Here is a 17,420-nt window from a genome sequence, read left to right as displayed (position 1 = left end):
TTTGCGCACTTACTACGTTCAAGCGAATGATGTTATACGACGAAGGTATTGATGTATTACGTCATTGTTTGTTTGATTCATATCAAATTGCCCCTATAGGATGTGGTGTAATTTGATGCTGGCTTTTTGGCTGGTGACCGCCCGTACAACTGAGAACTGTCCAAAATGCTGACTCATCTGAAAATCCGAACGGGTATGTTCTGGGTGCTTGCATTGTTCGTCTGTGCATTACTGGTTTCATCGTTGACCAGTTGGCGCAGCGCGCTGAGCAGCGATGAGCAGATCCAAGACCTGCATCAGGTCGGGGTGACCCAGAACAGTCGGGTGCACCTGGCCTACTTGCGTCTATTGCGTTCCCGCGTGGGCATGGCGGGGGCATTCCTTGAAACGCGCACGGGCGATACCGTCAAGGCCCAGGCCAGTCTGCAGCGGGCGACGACCCTGTTTCAGGAAGCCATCGATTACTTCGACACTTTTGCTGCGCAAGAGAAGAGCAGCGGTTCGACCCTTCAGAGCGATGAGTTACAGCAGGCTTTTGCGGTGTATCGCGATACCCTGGAGGAGCAGATGCAGGCGCTTAGCCAAGGATCGGAAGCGCGTTACATTGAGGTCAATCTCAAGGCGCGGACGGCTAACGACCGGTTTGACATGGCTTTGGTCGGCTTCGAAAAGCAGCTCGATGTGCAAACCGCCGCAATCATGGATCAAGCCCATTCCCGCTACAGCATGGCCCAGGCCCAGGCGGTGATTCTGTTTGTGATCGCCGGGTTGCTGGTGGCCGGTTGCTGGTGGTTTATCGCCAGCCGCGTGCTGCGCCCACTGCGCGAGGCAAGGCAGCATTTCGAGGAAATCGCCTCGGGGGATTTGCGACATCCGATCGATGTGCAGTCGAGCAATGAGATCGGCCAGCTATTTTTGGGGTTGCAGCAGATGCAGATCAGCCAGCGTCAGACCATCGAGCAGATCAGCCATTACGCCCATCAATTGGCCAGTTCTGCCGAGCAATTGAGCCGGGTCACGGTGGAAAGCAATCACGGCCTGAATCAGCAGCACAACGAGCTCGAACAAGCGGTCACCGCCGTCACCGAGATGACGGCGGCAGTCGAAGAAGTCGCGAGAAACGCAGTGTCCACATCAGAGGCCTCCAACGCGACCAATCAATTGGCGGGCCAAAGTCGTCGGCAGGTGCAAACCACGCTCGAGGAGGTGGATGCCATGAGCCGGGAGATCAGCACCAGCTCCGCCTTGGTACAGGATCTGGCCACCCAGACTCGCGACATCGGCAAGGTACTGGAGGTGATTCGCAGTATTTCTGACCAGACCAATTTGCTGGCGCTCAATGCCGCTATTGAAGCTGCGCGAGCCGGTGAAGCGGGGCGCGGGTTTGCAGTAGTCGCAGACGAGGTGCGGACCCTGGCTTATCGCACTCAGGAGTCGACCCGGGAAATCGAACAGATGATTGCCGGAATCCAGAGTGGCACTCACCAGGCCGTCAACGCCATGGACGCCAGTACCTTGAGGGCCAGTAGTTCGTTGCAGGCGACGGAAGCTGCCGGTCAGGCGCTTGAGGCGATCTTTGCCGCAGTGCACGAGATCACCGAACGCAACCTGGTGATCGCCAGCGCCACCGAGGAGCAGGCCAAGGTTGCCCATGAAGTGGATCGCAATCTGTTGAATATTCGTGAATTGTCGACCCATGCAGCTGACGGCGCGCATCAGACGAGTTTGGCCAGCAGCGAATTGTCTCGCCTGGCCTCCGAACTGAGCTCGATGGTGCGGCACTTCAAGACCTGACGCCGGGGAATTCTGGAAGACCGGTTGGCTCGGCAAACCTGACGCAGCATGGAGCCTTGTACGTTAAAGCGTTATCAGTGAGTCATCGGCATGTCGGATGTTCAGGATTTTTCACCCATCTTTACCCAGGCACTCGCGCAATCCATTGATAGCGTTGTGGTCATCGACAGCCAGAATCGGGTCATTTTGTTCAATGATGCCGCAGAGAGCCTATGGGGCAATGACCGCGATCAGGTGCTCGGACAGAACGTCCGCTTGCTGGTGCCGGACATGATCCGGGCTGATCACGACAGTTACATTGACGCCAACAGACGGAGCGGCATCAACAGGATTGTCGGTAGCAGTCGAGACGTATTGATTGAACGGCCGGACGGTGATCACCGCTGGGGAGCCATGTCCATCTCCAGAGTCAACGCTTCAGGGCAGCTGTTCTATGTTGCAGTCGTCAAGGACATAACCCGTCAACACAAGGAGCACGAACGCCTGCAACTGCTGTCGCTGGTGGTCGACACCACGGAAAACGCCATCATCATCACCGACGGTCAATGGAGCATGGTGTACGCCAACGGTGGATTCACCCGGATGTTCGGGTACGACCTCGATCAGGTCCGCGGACGCACGCTCGATAGCGTGATCGCGCCGGATTTTGATCCGCAGACCATTGCCGCCATCAACGGGCAGGTAATGCGTGGCGAGGTCTACCACTCGCAGGCTGTCGGCTACCTGCGCGAGGGGCGCCGGGTTTGGTGCGATGTCACGATTTACCCGGTCTGTGACGAGCAAGGTAACCTGGTCAATACCGTCAGCGTGATGATCGACGTCACTCACTCTCGAATGCCGGAGATCCTGCGTCACAAGATGCTTGAGGCGATGGTGCAGGAGGAGTCGATTGAGTCGTTGATGGGCCTGGTATGCAAGGAGGTCCAGAGGGTAGCGCCGGAAGTGGTCGCCTCGATTTTGAGCGTCGACGATAGCGGGCGGTTGCGTACCCTGGCGGCTCCCGACCTGCCGGCCAGCTACTGTGCGGCGTTGGATGATGTGGCAATCGGACCGGGCGTCGGCTCTTGCGGCGCAGCTGCGTTCAGCGGCACGGCGGTGATGGTCCGTGACATTGCCAGTCATCCGTTCTGGGTCCGTTTTCGTGAACTGGCGTTGCCCTTGGGCCTCAGGGCCTGTTGGTCGACGCCGATCAAATCCAGCTCGGGCCGGGTGTTAGGTACTTTTGCGTTTTACTATCACGAGCCCCGTGAGCCTTCGTTGCTGCATCAGCAATTGATCAACGCCAGTATTTACTTGTGTGCATTGGCCCTTGAGCGCGAGGAATCACGTGCGCATATCCGTCAACTGGCTTTTTATGACGACTTGACCGGTCTGCCCAACCGCAACCTGCTTAACGCCCGCGCGGACCAGGCCATCGCCGAAGCCTCACGCGACGACACGCCGCTCACCGTCCTGTTTATTGACCTGGACCGTTTCAAGCAGGTCAATGACTCGCTGGGGCATCCGGCCGGTGATGAGTTTCTGCGAATGATCGCCCGGCGCCTGGGCAAGTGTCGGCGCAACGTCGACATCGTGAGCAGGTTATCGGGGGATGAGTTTGTCGTGGTGTTGCCCCAGTGCGCACTGGCGCAGGCGCAGGTAGTGATCGAGCATTTGAGGTATGAACTGTGCGCGCCCTGCGAGATTGCGGGTGTGACGCTCAAACCTTCGGCAAGCATCGGTGTCAGCCTGTTTCCTGACGATGGCCGTTCCATGGAGACCTTGCTGCATCGCGCCGACATGGCCATGTATCAAGCCAAGACCAGCGGGCGGGGGTGTGTCAGCTTCTTCAGCCAAGGTCTTGATCAGTTGGCGCGCGCACGCTTGAACCTTGAGGCCGCATTGCGTGAAGCCATTGATCAACATCTGTTGCACCTGGTCTATCAGCCGCAAATCAATCTGCAGGGTAATGATCTTTACGGCGTGGAGGCCTTGGCTCGCTGGAGGCATCCACAATTGGGCGATATCTCGCCCGGCTGCTTTATTCCACTCGCCGAGGAGTGCGGCTTGATTGTCGAGCTTGGCCAATGGGCCCTGCGTGAAGCCTGCCGCCAACTGGCCACCTGGCGTCGCGAAGGGCTTGAGGTGCCCGCCATATCCGTCAATCTGTCGCCCACCAATTTCCATAATCGGGGATTGCCCGGGATTCTGACCGGGATCCTCGCCGAGCAGCAACTGACCACTTCCGACCTGACTCTGGAAATTACCGAAAACGTCCTGATGGATAGCAATCCCGACACCCTGACCACGATCAACGAGGTGCACGCCCTGGGGATCCGCCTGGCCATGGATGACTTCGGCACGGGTTATTCGAGCCTCAGCTATCTGCGTCGAATTCCTATCCAGGAACTCAAGCTCGATCGCAGCTTTGTTCATGACCTGGAAGATGACATCACCAGTCAGGCCCTGAGCGAAGCGGTAATCCGTATTGGTGAGAGCCTGAAATTACGCGTGGTGGCCGAAGGTATTGAAACGCTGGGCCAGCAACGCATCCTGCAGGCGCAGGGCTATCACGTCGGCCAGGGCTATCTTATTTCAAGGCCGCTCTCGGCATCGGGGTTGAGGTTTTGGCTTGAGGATCGCTCGTATCGCGAATAAGGGTGGCCTTCGGCGCGCTCATTCAAGCTGCTAGCATTGCGTCTGAATCAATCCAGATCAGCCACGAGTGTTCAGCATGCAACTCCCGGACATGAATCTTCTGGTCGCCCTCGATGCTTTGCTCGACGAAGGCAGCGTGGTGGGTGCCGCGCGGCGGATGAACCTCAGCCCGGCGGCCATGAGCCGCACGCTCACACGCATTCGCGAAGCCATCGGCGATCCGATTCTGGTGCGCGCCGGTCGTGGCCTGGTGCCGACGCCCAAGGCACTGGCGTTGCGTGAGCAGGTGCGGGATCTGGTTGAGCAGGCCGCGCTGCTGTTCCGATCTGCCGACGACGTGGAGCTGGGCAGCTTGCGTCGACGCTTCAGCATTCGCGCCAACGATTTCTTTGTAGGCGTGTATGGCGGCAAGCTCTTCGACACGATGGAGCGCCAGGCGCCGCATTGCGAACTGCGCTTTGTCCCGGAGGGCGATGGGGATGACGAAGCGTTGCGTGAGGGACGCATCGATTTGAGCGTCAGCAACAACCGGCCGCTAATGCCGGAAGTGAAGGTGCAGACCCTGTTCTCCACGCACTTTGTCGGCCTGGTGCGCGACGATCACCCGTTGTTTGATGAAGAGATCACCGCCGAACGTTATGCCGGGTTTTCTCACATCAGCATGTCTCGTCGCGGCATCGCTCGCGGGCCGATTGATACGGCGCTTAACGCATTGGGCCTGGAACGACGGGTGGCGGTGATTGCGCCGAGTTTCCATGCCGCGATGTTTGCGTTGCCTGATTCGGATCTGATTCTGCCGGTGCCCAAGGAAGCGCTGCTGAGCGTGCGACGCCTGGGGCTGAAATTGCGTTCGTTTACCCTGCCGATCCCGTTGCCGACCCTCATGCTGACCCAGGCCTGGCACCCGCGCTTCGACAAAGACCCGGCGCATCGCTGGATGCGTGAAACGCTCAAGTCCTGTTGCGACGAGACGTGGCTGGCCGCGCAACCTTGAAGATCGAAAGATCGCAGCCTTCGATCTGACAGTTGCGTGGAGCGCACTTATAACCTGCCAATAAGTTGATTTTCGTCAGCTTCCACGCTTCCTAAAATGCTTCGGTATTCAAATCCCGGAGCTTGCAGTCCATGACTTCCCTGACGGCCCCGGCACCTCTCGCCGCGGCCAGCCACTCCGCCATGACGCCACCGGTCTTCGGCCCGCGGATCATCATCGGTCTGGTGGGCGTGTTGCTGGCGGTGCTGGTGTCGGGCCTCAACGAAATGGTGACCAAGGTCGCCCTCGCCGACATCCGCGGCGCATTGGCCATCGGTTATGACGAAGGTACCTGGCTGGTGGCCAGTTACACCGCGACCTCGGTGGCGGCGATGGCATTTGCACCGTGGTGTGCGGTGACGTTCTCGTTGCGGCGCTTCACCCTCTGTGCGATCAGCGTGTTCACCTTGTTGGGCGTGCTGTGCCCCTTCGCTCCTAACTACGAAAGCCTGCTGGTGATGCGCACTGTGCAAGGCCTGGCAGGCGGTGCATTGCCGCCGATGCTGATGACCGTCGCCCTGCGCTTCTTGCCGGCCAACGTGAAGCTCTACGGCCTGGCCGGTTATGCCCTGACGGCGACGTTCGGCCCCGGGCTCGGCACGCCGCTGGCCGGGCTGTGGACCGAGCATGTCGGCTGGCAATGGACCTTCTGGCAAATCATCGCGCCGTGCCTGATCGCCATGGCCGCAGTGGCCTACGGCTTGCCTCAGGATCCGTTGCGCCTGGAACGTTTCAAGCAATTCAACTGGCGCGGGTTGTTATTGGGTTTTCCGGCGATCGGCATGCTGGTCATCGGCATCCTGCAGGGCAACCGGCTGGACTGGTTCGAGTCGAGCCTGATCTGCGGCTTGCTCGGGGGCGGGCTGCTATTGCTGGTGCTGTTCCTGGTCAACGAATGGTCGCAGCCGATCCCGTTTTTCAAGATGCAGATGCTCGGCATCCGCAACCTGTCGTTCGCCTTGCTGACCCTGGCCGGCGTGCTGGTGATCTTGCTGGCGGTGATCATCATTCCGTCCAGTTACCTCGCGCAGGTTCAGGGTTATCGCCCGGTGCAGACTGCGCCGATCATGTTGCTGGCGGCCCTGCCACAGTTGCTTGCGCTGCCGTTGGTGGCGGCGCTGTGCAACCTGCGCTGGGTCGATTGCCGCTGGGTACTGGGAATCGGCCTGAGCATGCTGGCGCTGTCGTGCATGGGGGGTTCGCAGCTGACGTCGGTGTGGATTCGCGACGATTTCTACGTCCTGCAACTGCTGCAGATCTTCGGGCAGCCCATGGCGGTGTTGCCATTGTTGATGCTCTCGACCGGCAGCATCAGCCCGATGGAAGGGCCGTTCGCGTCGGCCTGGTTCAACACCGTGAAAGGCCTGTCGGCGGTGATCGCCACGGGAATGATCGACGCGCTGACCACGTCGCGGCTGCACTTTCATTCGACCATGTTGGTGGACCGCCTGGGCAACTCGCCGCTGGCCGACAGCGACAGCGTGGGCCTTGCCCATCGGTTGCATGAACAGGCGGTGGTGCTGACGGCTTCGGATCTTTATCTGTGCATGAGCGGCGTCGCCCTGGCGCTGATCCTGCTGATTTTCTGGCTGCCGACGCGGATCTATCCGCCGCGTGCGCCGACTTGAATGCTCCACTGAAACAGAAGGTTTTTATGACGACTCAAGCAACGAAAAAAGTGGCCGTGGGCGTCGCCACCCTGGTGGCGGTCGGCGTGCTGGTTTATTTGCTGGCGCCGGGAGTGTTTGGCAAGCGCACGCAACAGAACACCAATGACGCGTTTGTCTCCGCGGACTTCACCCTGGTGGTGCCCCGCGTCGCCGGGTTCATCAAGGAAGTGCTGGTGGAAGACAATCAGCAGGTCAAGGCCGGGCAATTGCTGGCGCTGATCGATGACCGGGATTTACGCGCTGCCGCTCAGGCTGCCGACGCCGAAACGCTGGTGGCGCGGGCGCAACTGCAAAACGCTCGCGCAACCCTTGAGCGCCAGACATCGGTGATCGCCCAGGCGCAAGCCACGGTGGTGTCGGCCAAGGCGGAAATGGCGTTCGCTGAACATGAATTGAACCGCTACAACCACCTCGCCGGCGTTGGCGCGGGTACGGTGCAGAACGCTCAGCAAGCCCGCACGCGTATCGATCAGGCCCGCGCCCGGTTGGCCAATGCGACGGCAGTGTTGGCGGCGGAACGCAAGCAGGTGGACATCCTCACCGCCCAGCGCGATGCGGCCGACGGTGGGTTGAAACGTGCGCAAGCGGCGCTGGAAATGGCCAGCTACGAGCTGTCCTATACGCGTATCGTCGCGCCGCAGGACGGTATGGTCGGCGAGCGCGCCGTGCGGGTCGGGGCTTACGTGACACCGGGGAGCAAGTTGCTGGCGGTGGTGCCGCTGACGCAGGCGTATGTGGTCGCCAATTTTCAGGAGACCCAACTGACCGACGTGCAACCGGGGCAAGCCGTGCAGGTGCGCGTCGACAGCCTTGGCGGTGAAGCGTTGCGCGGTCGCGTCGAGAGCATTGCCCCGGCGACTGGCGTGACTTTCGCTTCGATCAAGCCGGACAACGCGACCGGTAACTTCACCAAGGTTGTGCAGCGGATTCCGGTGAAAATCGTTCTGGATCCGGGGCAAGTGCTGGCCGAACGGCTGCGTGTGGGGATGTCAGTGGAGGCGAGTATTGATACCGCTGATATCGGTGAGCATGAGGTTGCACAGCGATGAACTTCGTCAATCGCACCCCTTTGTGGCGAGGGAGCTTGCTCCCGTTCGAGTGCGCAGCACTCGCCAATTTTGAGTCCGCTTCGCGGCCCAGCGGGAGCAAGCTCCCTCGCCACAAGGTCGGTGTTTGTTCAGTAGCGTTGGTGCTGAGCCTCCTGACCCTGAGTGCCTGCACTGTCGGCCCGGACTTTCAGAAACCGCAGGCACCCCAAATCAGCGAATGGTCCAAACCACAAAAAGCCGCCGCCAGCCAAGCCGTCGCCGACACCATGGACGAACGCTGGTGGGAAGTCTTCCACGACCCGAAACTCTCGGCCCTGACCCAGCGTGCCCTGACGGATAACCTTGACCTGAAACTCGCCAGCAGCCGCCTGCAGCAAAGTCGCGCCGCGCGCCAGGTGGTCACCGCGGATCGCTACCCCAACACCGCCGCCACGGGCAGCTACGGGCGTAAGCGCAACAGCGGCGAAGGTCTGAGCGATCCGTCGGGGAACAATGGCCATTCGGCGTTCAATCTGTGGGATGCCGGCTTTTCGGCGTCCTGGGAACTGGATTTCTGGGGGCGGGTGCGCCGCGAAACCGAAGCGGCGGATGCCACGCTGGACGTCGCGGAAAACGACCGGCGCGGCGTGCTGCTGTCGGTCCTTGCCGAGACTGCCCAGGACTACATTCAGCTACGCGGCGTGCAAAGTACGCGTGCCGTCACGGAAGAGAACCTCGACGTCGCCCGCCACAGCCTGAAGCTGTCGCAGCTGCGCCTGGCCGACGGTGTCGCCACCGACCTGGATGTCGCCGAAGCCGCCGCACAAGTCGCAGCCATCGAATCGCGCCTGCCGGCGCTGGAGCAGCGTCAGTCGCAATTGATCAATGCTCTGAGCCTGTTGATGGGCGAACCGCCCCAGGCGCTGCATGCCGAGTTATCCACAGACGCGCCCGTGCCACAGACCCCGCGCCAGGTCGCCATCGGCCTGCCGTCGCAACTGGCCGAACGTCGCCCGGACATCCGCCAGGCCGAAGCTCGCCTGCATGCCGCCACGGCGAACATTGGGGTGGCCAAGGGGGATTTCTATCCGCGCATCACCCTGTCGGGCAACGTCGGCTCCCAAGCGATGCAATTGAGTGATTTCGGCTCCTGGGGCTCGCGCGCGTTTGGCATAGGCCCGCAATTCAGTCTGCCGCTGTTCGATGGCGGTCGCCTGCGCGGCGTGCTGAACTTGCGCGAAGCCCAGCAACAGGAAGCCGCCATCGCCTACCAGCAAACCGTGCTGCGGGCCTGGCATGAAATCGATGACCAACTGACCGCCTACAACGCCAGCCAACTGCGCCGCGACAGCCTCGCCGAAGCCGTAGGCCAAAACCGGATCGCCCTGCGAACCGCGCAACAACAGTACGTGGAAGGGGTGGTGGATTTCGTCAACGTCCTCACCGTGCAAGGCGAATTGCTGGCGACCCAGCAGCAATGGGTCGAGAGTTCGACCGGCGTGTCGCTGGCGATGGTCGGGTTGTACAAGGCGTTGGGTGGAGGGTGGGAGTCGGTGTATCCGGTGGGGGAGATGGCGCAACGCAGGTAAAAACTCCCCTCGCCTTGACGCTCACCCACGCTGTCATAGACTCCGCTCATCCGTCAGGGAGTTACGGTTATGCGACGAGTTCGTGTGTGGGTTATGGGATTGACCTTTTTTACGTGTACCGCTCAGGCGCAAACGCCCGTGCCAGACGATCTGTTATTGGACAACGGCGCAGTTGGCAGTAGCAGTTCGGCTGCCAGCACTGAGGCCCGTGGTGTCTTGCGGGCACGGGATCAGGCGATGCTCGCCAGTGAGTTGTCCGGGCGGATTGTCGAGTTGCCGTTCAGTGAGGGTGAGTCCTTCAAGAAGGGCGATACGCTGGCGCGTTTTGATTGTTCGGCCTATCAGGCGCAGCTCAATGCGGCGCAGGCGGCCAGCCGGGGAGCCAGTGAGGAGCTGGCTCACAACAAACAGCTGGCGGCGTTGAATTCGGTCGGGCGTTTCGAAGTGGCGCGGGCCGAGGCCCGGCTCAGCGAGACGCAGGCGCAATCCCAGGTGTATCAGGTTCAGGTCAAACGCTGCAGCGTGGTGGCGCCCTTTGACGGGCAGGTCGTCGAGCGAAAGGTCCAGCGTTATGAAAGCGTCGCCGCCGGTGCGCCGTTGCTGGATGTGGTCGACAACCGCACGCTGGAAATCCATTTGCTGGTGCCGTCGCGCTGGATGGGCAAGCTCAAGCCCGGCCAGACGTTCAGTTTTGTCCCCGACGAAACCGGTAAGCCGCTGGATGCTACGGTCAAACGGCTGGGCGCGCGAATTGACGAAGGCAGCCAGACCTTGCTGTTGGTCGCGACGCTACCCACGGCCTCAGGTCTGTTGGCCGGCATGAGCGGTACGGCGCGTTTCGCGGAGCTCAAGTGAACGCTCCGGTCACCGGCGGTGCAGAGCAGGTCTTTGCTCGCTTTCTTGACCTTGAACGCCAGACCCGCGCCGCGCGCAATCCGTCGCAACTGGCCTACAGCCTGGTCAATGACGCTCAGGCGCTGTTCGGTTTTCGCCATGCGGCGTTATTGATTGCCGGCAAGGTGCAGGCGGTGACGGGCGTCAGTGCCGTGGACCCGAATGCGCCGTTCGTGGCGTTCGTCGAGCAGGCGGTGGCGCAGTTGTTCAAGGGCGATGTGCTGAAAAAGGCGCGGGTGATTTCGCCCGATCTGCTCAACGAGTCTATCCAGGCGGACTGGCAAAGCCTGTCTCCCGCTCAGGTGTTCTGGCTGCCGTTGATCGATCATCAAGGTGACGTGTTCGGCGGCCTGTGGCTGGCCCGGGATTTGCCGTGGAACCCACCGGAGCAAGTGCTGCTGTCGCAACTCGGCGACACGTACAGCCATGCCTGGCTGGCGCTGCAGCCACGCAAACCCTGGCGATTGCGCTGGACCCGAAAGCGTCAGGTGGCTCTGCTTGCATTGCTGTTGCTCGGGCTGGCGATCCCGGTGCGCCAATCGGTGCTGGCGCCGGCGGAAGTGGTGCCATTGGGTGGCCGGGTCGTCGCGGCGCCGCTGGACGGGGTGATCGCCGAGTTCCTGGTCAAACCCAACCAGACGGTGAAAACCGGCGACCTGCTGTTGCGCTTTGAAAGCACCACGCTCAAGGCTCAGGCCGATGTGGCCGAACGCGCCCTGGGCGTTACCGAAGCTGAATTGAAGGCCAATTCCCAGCGCTCGTTTGCCGATGCCGAGTCCAGTTCGAAGATTGACCTGCTGGCCGCGCGCGTCGAGCAAAAACGCGCCGAACGGGACTATGCCCGTGAGCTGCTCAAACGCAGCGAAGTGCGTGCCGAGCGCGACGGCATCGCCGTGTTCGCCGACGCCGAGCGCTGGACCGGTAAACCGGTGCAGACCGGCGAGCGGCTGATGGAAATCGCTGACCCGACCCAGGCCGAACTGCGTATCGAACTGGCCGTTGGCGATGCGATCTCTCTGGAGCCCGGCGCGCAAGTCGCGCTGTTCCTCGACAGCGATCCGTTGCAGCGACATCTGGCCCAGCTCGAGCGCGCGGCGTACGAAGCGCAACCCACGGCCGGCGGGCAGTTGGCATATCGACTCGATGCCAGTTTCGATCAGGCGCCACCGCGTATAGGCCTGCGCGGCACGGCGAAAGTCTTCGGTGATCGTGCGCCGCTGGCGCTCTATCTGCTGCGCAAACCCCTGGCCGGTTTGCGCCAGAGTGTGGGGCTGTAGATGAGCCTGCCAAGCCTGCGTGCGGACTTGCAGCTGACCCCCGCTTCACCGGCGCTGGACGGCTCGCCGCGCTGGACCCTGGCCGACCCGGTACGCGGTCGCTATTTCAAACTGGGCGTGGCGGCGATGCGCTTGCTGCGACATTGGTCCCTGGGCGATCCCGAGCAGGTTCTGCACGCCGCCAATCGCGAGCCGGGCTTGCCTTTGGGCGGCAGCGATCTGGAGCAACTGCTGGGTTTTCTGCGCAGCCATGATCTGATCAGTGCCCTCGACCCGCAGCAGCGTGACAGCTACAGCCTGAAGGCCGCCGCCCAGCGTCAGTCGCTGTGGCAGATTCTGTTGCATCAGTACCTGTTTTTCCGGATACCCCTTTGGCGCCCGGATGCGTTTCTCAATCGTGCCTGGCCCTGGCTGGCGCGCTTCGGCCCGCGAGTGCTTCGCTTCGGACTGCCGGCAACGCTGGGCCTCGGGGTGTTTCTGGTGTCTCGGGACTGGCAGCGATTTATCGCGACCTTCCCGCATTTGTTCAGCCTTGGTGGTGCGCTGGCCTTTGGCGTGGCGTTGTTTTTTGCCAAGCTGTGCCACGAATTCGGCCACGCATTCATGGCCAAGCGTGCGGGGTGTCGGGTGCAGAGCATGGGCGTGGCCTTCATGGTGATGCTGCCGATGTTCTACACCGACGTCAGCGATGCGTGGCGGGTCAATGATCGGCGTGCCCGATTGCTGATCGGCGCCGGTGGCGTGCTGGCCGAGCTGCTGCTGGCGAGCATCGCCCTGCTGGCCTGGTCGCTGTTGCCCGACGGGCCGGCGCGCACGGCGGCGTTCATGCTCGCCAGCGCGACCTGGATGACCACGCTGGTGATCAACCTCAACCCGTTCATGCGTTTTGACGGTTACTTTTTGCTCAGTGATTTCTGGGAGGTGGACAACCTGCAGGGGCGTGCCTTTACCCTGTGTCGCTGGCACCTGCGTGAAACCCTGTTCGGCTATGGCGAACCGGCTCCGGAGCCGTTGTCGCCGAGCCTGCAACGACGTCTGTTGGTGTGGGGCTACGGCTCGTGGCTGTGGCGCGCCGTGCTGTTTTTCGGGATTGCGCTGGCGGTGTATCACTTGTTCTTCAAGCTGCTGGGCATTTTCCTGATGCTGGTCGAGCTGGTGTGGTTCATCTTTCTGCCGATCGTGCGCGAGTGGCGGGAGTGGTGGAGCCGGCGCGATCAAGCCTATGCGCCGCGGGTGTTGTTGAGTGCGTTGGGGCTGCTCGCCTTCGTGCTGTTTCTGGCATTGCCCTGGCGCAGTGCGGTGGAGTTGCCTTCGATGCTCGAGGCAGGGCGGGTCAGTGCGTTGCATGCGCCGGTGGCGGCGCGGGTCAAAGTGGTGAATGTGCACGATGGGCAAAAGGTCGCTCAGGGTGATGTGCTCATCGAACTGGAATCGCCGGACCTGGACTCGCGCCAGGCCATCGTGCGCCGTGAAATCCAGATCCAGCAATTGCAGATGCGCCGGCAGGCGAGTCGTAGCGAGACCGCGGCGGACGCGGGTATTGTCGAGCAGCGCCTGGCTGAAGCGGTGGCCGAATACCGTGGGTTGGCGGCCCAGCGCGAACGTTTGCTGTTGCGCGCACCCCATGCCGGTAGCGTGCGTGATCTGTTGCCGCAATTGGCCGTCGGCCGCTGGCTGGCGACCAAGGAACCGCTGGCGCGGGTGGTGGAGGAAGGCGTGCGGTTGCGTGGCTATCTGGCCGAGGCCGAGTTGTGGCGTGTTGCGCCGGGTGCTCGCGGGCGGTTCATCGCCGATGACCCGATGCACTCGGCGATCGCTGTGCAACTCATTGAAGTCGACACCAACGGTGCGGCCTTTGTCGATCAGGAAGCGCTGACGTCCGACCACCACGGGCCGATTGCCGTGCGCCGGGATCCGCAGCAACGGGCCGAACCGGTGCAAGGGCAATATGGTGCGCGTATGAGCAGTCTCGATGAGGCGCCAACACCTGTGCAACCGTTGCGCGGCGTGGTGGTGTTGCAAGGGCGCGGCGAATCGGTGCTGGGTGTTGCATGGCGGCGAATGGCAGCGCTGGGTGTCAGGGAAAGCGGTTTCTAGGGAGAGCAGCGATGGCGAATACGGACTCCGTGGCGGTCGAGGGTTTGGTGGTGCGACCGTCGCGCACCAACGATGGGCCTTTTCTACACAGCCTCTATCAGTCGGCACGAGCGGACCTGCAATGGATCGACGGCGAGCGAGAGGTCGTCGAACACGTGGTGTCCCAACAATTCCAGGTACAGGAACAAGGGCTGGAGGAGCACTTTCCCAATGCCATGCACTACGTGATCGAGAAGCTCGGCACGGCCATCGGCGCGTTGACCACCGACTTTGGCCCCAATGAAATTCGCGTGCTGTACCTGGCGTTTCTCCCGCTGGCTCGCGGGCAGGGTTACGGTCGTGCAGTGCTGCAAGGCGTGCAAAAAGCCGCGCAGCAGATTCGCTGCCCGGTGGCCACGGTGGTCTGGGCCAACAATACCCATGCGCGCCAGCATTACCTGGCGCTGGGGTTTCAGGTTGTTGAGCGTAATCCGGCGGCGGAGCGGTTGGTGTGGTATCCCGTCTAGGCCTGTCGGCCTTTTCAGTTTTTCAGTTGAATGCGATGCAGAAGTAACCCAAGCCCGGATCGCGGCCCATGGCGGGGACCCGGGAGACAAAAATATCCTCCACTTGGCCCAGTGCCGGTAACTCCAGCGCGCACAATCCATCGACGAACTCCGTGGCTTGCAGGCTGTTGAGCTCGACTCGGAACGGCATGCGCTCGCTGTTTGGCATCCGCGATCGAGGCGTTTCCACCAGGCTTTCGATATGGATCGGCAGCTCGCTGCCATCTGGCAGCCGCAGCGTGCGAGTCTTGCCCAGCAGCGTCTGGAAATGTTGGTGTTGAACCTGTTGCAGCATGGCGTCACTCCCAAAAATGAAAGTGACCGGGGGGTGAATCCCCCCGGCCGAACCTCAACCGCGCGAAGGGAAAAGCCCCTCGAGGGCAATGCTGAAGTTGAGCACCAGGAACGGGTTCATCGTGTCCATGGGCAGGCCGTTGCCGGCCGACGAGATTTCCCCGGTGACCGTCGTGGCTAAACCCTTGAGCGGCACGGCCGCAGCACCTTGCTGATCGGAGTAGATGCTCGCCGAGCCCGGTCCGCCGCCCGAAGCGCCGATGTACGAGTTGGTCGCGGTGGGAGTGGTGACCGGGTTGCTCGCCGGGCTGGCCAGTTGCAGGGTGGTGGTGGCCGTCAGCCCGGAGAGGGCGTGGGTGTGATAGGGCAGGTTGGTGATGGTCGCGGTGACGTTCTCGGTCCCGGAGAATTCGCCGATGACCCGTGGGGTCAGGTTCAGCCCGTTACCCATGCAAACAGGCATTCGGCCTTGCAGGTTGGGCAGCATGAAATTGGTCGAGCCATTGCCGCCGAAGTTGACCCCCAGCAGCGCGAACAGAGCGTTGTATTGCTGGACGGAAAGCGTCTGGCCATTACACAAGGCCCAGCCGCTGGGCGCGTAGTTAAAGGCGAAAGGCTGAATTGTGCCGATGAATACTTCCATAGTTCCTCATCCCTCAGGTTAGTTGTCTGGCGCGCTGCAAGGGTGGCCCGGACATCCAGGCCCATCGTTGCAATCAGCCGACTCCATTCATTTCTCTGGCTGAGTCACGCCAAGCCAGAGCGTAGTTGATGCGCATCACGGCCGAATGTCGTTGGTCGCAAAGCCAGCATCGACGACGTCCGTGCGCCGTCCTACAGTGTTCATCAGGTGTTGTGGTCGGGGGCTCGTTTCAGGGGGAAGCAATGGAGGCGCGCAGAGAAACACCGCTTGGCGGCACCCAGGAGCCGCACGCAGCGCCCGGCGTCTGGGCAATGGTTCAGCGCTGGTTGCGATGGGCGCAGGAGCATTGGCTGTTGCCGATCCTGGCATTGGCGACGCTGGTGCGTTTCTACGACCTGACGGCGGCGGCCATCTGGGGCGACGAAGGGTCCAGCCTGCTGCTGAGCCGGTTTTCACTGACCGATATCTGGGTACACGTGGCGCACGACGTGCATCCACCGCTGTATTTCCTGCTGCTGCATGGCTGGGTCGAGTTGTTCGGCGAAGGCATTTTTTCAATCCGCAGCCTCAGCGCCTTACCCGGCATCGCCACGGTGTGGCTCGGCGTGTGGCTGATGGACTTGCTCGCCACGCGCCGTGCGGCGTTGCTGGCCGGTTTCCTGTTGGCACTGTTGCCCACGGCGGTGCGTTACAGCCAGGAAGTGCGCATGTATTCGTGGCTGGGATTGTGGCTGGTCGGCGCCACGATTGCCTTGGTCTACTGGATAAGAAACCCGCATCGCACGCGATATCTGGTGGCGTATGCGCTGTTGATGACTGCCGCGTTCTACACCCATTACTTCGCGGCCCTGTGCGTGTTTTGCCACTGGTTGTATCTGGGGGTGATCCGCGTACAGCCGGGTTATCGATTGCGGCATATTCAACGCCCCGCTTGGTGGCTGGCTAACGCGGCGATCGTGTTGTTGTACCTGCCGTGGATGCCGAGCCTGATCGATCTGCTCCAGCACATGGATCAGCTCAAGGCCAATGGCGACGTGGGTTGGGAAACACCGGTCACGTTCGGCTCGTTGCCTTCGATGGTCTGGTCGTTCCTGATCCAGGACGATGGAGAAAACCTGCCGACGCTGCTTTTCATCGCACTGCCGCTGGCGTTGCCGGTCATTGCGGGCGTGGGGGTGGCGCGGGACCGCAGTGTCTTTCGTGGCAGTGTCCTGCTGGCGATCTACACGGCGTTACCGTTGTTGCTGGTGTTCGGGGTGTCGTTTATCACACCGGTGTTTATCGAGCGCTACCTGACGGCCTATGCGTTGGGACTGCCGATGATTATCGCGTTGGCGGTTGATCGACTGTATTCAGGTTTTCGGGTTCTGGCCGTGACGGTGTTGGTGCTGTTCGTCGGCGTTGAGCTGATGGGCCTGAAGAACAACGCCACGGTGGACACCCGTGATCAGATCAACGTCATGGTCGATTACGTCAACCAGCACTTCATGACCGGTGACCGGATCGTCACCAGCGATATGCTCTGGTACCTCAGTTACGTCTATTACAATCGCACCGACACCCAGCCGTTGCTGTACACGCCGCCATTGCCCAATGGCGTTTCGAGCCGGCCGAATGCCTATGGTTTCGGCACGTTGGTGACCCGGGACACATACCTCGACAGCCTCGACAGCTTGCCCAAGGGCCGCGGTCGGGTCTGGCTGATCGGCACCGTCGATGCGCCGGACGAGTTCGCGCCGTTGCCCGCCGACTGGCAGCGTGTTGGCGAAACCCAGGCGGGCGGCGTCAATGCGCGCCTGTTCGTGCGGCAATGAGGCTGTAACGAAAGTTGCAATTTCCCATCGGCTTAGCTTCGATTTGATATCAAAGCATCACCGCTCATAAAGCCATTCATGGTCTACGCTCCGTCATACATAAAG

13 protein-coding genes are annotated in these 17,420 nt (G+C 61.5%); 11 read left to right on the top strand and 2 right to left on the bottom strand.

Translation table 11 applies throughout. The features are described 5' to 3' along the window. The first annotated feature begins 165 nt into the window (after positions 1 to 165). From ACM6IQ_RS15215 to ACM6IQ_RS15170, 10 genes are all read left to right on the top strand, one after another. On the top strand, positions 166 to 1,794 hold the full coding sequence (locus tag ACM6IQ_RS15215) for a methyl-accepting chemotaxis protein (protein WP_414879219.1): 1,629 nt from the start codon (positions 166 to 168) through the stop codon (positions 1,792 to 1,794). Positions 1,795 to 1,884: 90 nt separating this feature from the next. After that, positions 1,885 to 4,431 carry an EAL domain-containing protein gene (locus tag ACM6IQ_RS15210; RefSeq protein ID WP_414879218.1) on the top strand — a complete coding sequence of 849 codons (2,547 nt, stop codon included), beginning with the start codon at positions 1,885 to 1,887 and terminating at the stop codon, positions 4,429 to 4,431. 76 nt (positions 4,432 to 4,507) lie between these two features. Beyond that, positions 4,508 to 5,425 carry a LysR family transcriptional regulator gene (locus ACM6IQ_RS15205; protein WP_017335827.1) on the top strand — a complete coding sequence of 306 codons (918 nt, stop codon included), beginning with the start codon at positions 4,508 to 4,510 and terminating at the stop codon, positions 5,423 to 5,425. A 131-nt stretch (positions 5,426 to 5,556) separates the two neighbouring features. Beyond that, positions 5,557 to 7,092 carry an MFS transporter gene (locus tag ACM6IQ_RS15200; RefSeq protein ID WP_414879217.1) on the top strand — a complete coding sequence of 512 codons (1,536 nt, stop codon included), beginning with the start codon at positions 5,557 to 5,559 and terminating at the stop codon, positions 7,090 to 7,092. Positions 7,093 to 7,118: 26 nt separating this feature from the next. After that, positions 7,119 to 8,183, top strand: a complete 1,065-nt coding sequence (locus ACM6IQ_RS15195; RefSeq protein ID WP_414879216.1) for an HlyD family secretion protein — start codon at positions 7,119 to 7,121, stop codon at positions 8,181 to 8,183. Next, the gene (locus tag ACM6IQ_RS15190) at positions 8,180 to 9,751 is read left to right on the top strand and encodes an efflux transporter outer membrane subunit (protein WP_414879215.1); all 1,572 of its coding nucleotides are present in this window, start codon (positions 8,180 to 8,182) and stop codon (positions 9,749 to 9,751) included. Before ACM6IQ_RS15195 ends, ACM6IQ_RS15190 begins: the two co-directional genes overlap by 4 nt. 69 nt (positions 9,752 to 9,820) lie before the next feature. Then, entirely contained in the window at positions 9,821 to 10,606 is a 786-nt protein-coding gene (locus tag ACM6IQ_RS15185) for an efflux RND transporter periplasmic adaptor subunit (protein WP_031318206.1), read from the top strand. Beyond that, a complete protein-coding gene (locus ACM6IQ_RS15180; protein ID WP_414879214.1) occupies positions 10,603 to 11,922 on the top strand; it encodes an efflux RND transporter periplasmic adaptor subunit in 1,320 nt (439 codons plus the stop codon). The genes ACM6IQ_RS15185 and ACM6IQ_RS15180 overlap by 4 nt, the downstream gene beginning before the upstream one ends. Further along, positions 11,923 to 14,019 carry a biotin/lipoyl-binding protein gene (locus tag ACM6IQ_RS15175; RefSeq protein WP_414879213.1) on the top strand — a complete coding sequence of 699 codons (2,097 nt, stop codon included), beginning with the start codon at positions 11,923 to 11,925 and terminating at the stop codon, positions 14,017 to 14,019. An 11-nt stretch (positions 14,020 to 14,030) separates the two neighbouring features. Beyond that, positions 14,031 to 14,525, top strand: coding sequence for a GNAT family N-acetyltransferase (locus tag ACM6IQ_RS15170; RefSeq protein ID WP_414879212.1), 495 nt, complete (start codon positions 14,031 to 14,033; stop codon positions 14,523 to 14,525). Between the two features lie 22 nt (positions 14,526 to 14,547). Here ACM6IQ_RS15170 and ACM6IQ_RS15165 read toward each other — a convergent pair whose 3' ends face one another. Next, positions 14,548 to 14,859: a DUF6916 family protein gene (locus ACM6IQ_RS15165; protein ID WP_017335835.1), complete on the bottom strand. Its 312-nt coding sequence runs from the start codon at positions 14,857 to 14,859 to the stop codon at positions 14,548 to 14,550. A gap of 54 nt (positions 14,860 to 14,913) precedes the next feature. After that, positions 14,914 to 15,501: a phage tail protein gene (locus ACM6IQ_RS15160; RefSeq protein ID WP_414879211.1), complete on the bottom strand. Its 588-nt coding sequence runs from the start codon at positions 15,499 to 15,501 to the stop codon at positions 14,914 to 14,916. Between the two features lie 242 nt (positions 15,502 to 15,743). On the opposite strand from ACM6IQ_RS15160, the gene ACM6IQ_RS15155 reads away from it, so the two are divergent. After that, complete coding sequence (locus ACM6IQ_RS15155) at positions 15,744 to 17,315, top strand: glycosyltransferase family 39 protein (protein WP_414879210.1); 1,572 nt, start codon at positions 15,744 to 15,746, stop codon at positions 17,313 to 17,315. Positions 17,316 to 17,420: the final 105 nt, after the last annotated feature.

The sequence above is a fragment of the Pseudomonas sp. IT-P100 genome, assembly GCF_949767185.1.
GTDB classification, from domain to species: Bacteria; Pseudomonadota; Gammaproteobacteria; order Pseudomonadales; family Pseudomonadaceae; genus Aquipseudomonas; species Aquipseudomonas fluorescens_B.
Note: the sequence above shows the minus strand (reverse complement) of the source record. Positions and strands in the feature narration are given on the sequence as shown.

Bases quoted from the DNA above. Each gene is read 5' to 3' on its own strand.
- ACM6IQ_RS15165 (WP_017335835.1), bottom strand. From the start codon at position 14,859: ATGCTGCAACAGGTTCAACACCAACATTTCCAGACGCTGCTGGGCAAG.
- ACM6IQ_RS15170 (WP_414879212.1), top strand. From the start codon at position 14,031: ATGGCGAATACGGACTCCGTGGCGGTCGAGGGTTTGGTGGTGCGACCG.
- ACM6IQ_RS15210 (WP_414879218.1), top strand. From the start codon at position 1,885: ATGTCGGATGTTCAGGATTTTTCACCCATCTTTACCCAGGCACTCGCG.
- ACM6IQ_RS15185 (WP_031318206.1), top strand. From the start codon at position 9,821: ATGCGACGAGTTCGTGTGTGGGTTATGGGATTGACCTTTTTTACGTGT.
- ACM6IQ_RS15175 (WP_414879213.1), top strand. From the start codon at position 11,923: ATGAGCCTGCCAAGCCTGCGTGCGGACTTGCAGCTGACCCCCGCTTCA.
- ACM6IQ_RS15190 (WP_414879215.1), top strand. From the start codon at position 8,180: ATGAACTTCGTCAATCGCACCCCTTTGTGGCGAGGGAGCTTGCTCCCG.
- ACM6IQ_RS15155 (WP_414879210.1), top strand. From the start codon at position 15,744: ATGGAGGCGCGCAGAGAAACACCGCTTGGCGGCACCCAGGAGCCGCAC.
- ACM6IQ_RS15205 (WP_017335827.1), top strand. From the start codon at position 4,508: ATGCAACTCCCGGACATGAATCTTCTGGTCGCCCTCGATGCTTTGCTC.
- ACM6IQ_RS15215 (WP_414879219.1), top strand. From the start codon at position 166: ATGCTGACTCATCTGAAAATCCGAACGGGTATGTTCTGGGTGCTTGCA.
- ACM6IQ_RS15195 (WP_414879216.1), top strand. From the start codon at position 7,119: ATGACGACTCAAGCAACGAAAAAAGTGGCCGTGGGCGTCGCCACCCTG.
- ACM6IQ_RS15160 (WP_414879211.1), bottom strand. From the start codon at position 15,501: ATGGAAGTATTCATCGGCACAATTCAGCCTTTCGCCTTTAACTACGCG.
- ACM6IQ_RS15200 (WP_414879217.1), top strand. From the start codon at position 5,557: ATGACTTCCCTGACGGCCCCGGCACCTCTCGCCGCGGCCAGCCACTCC.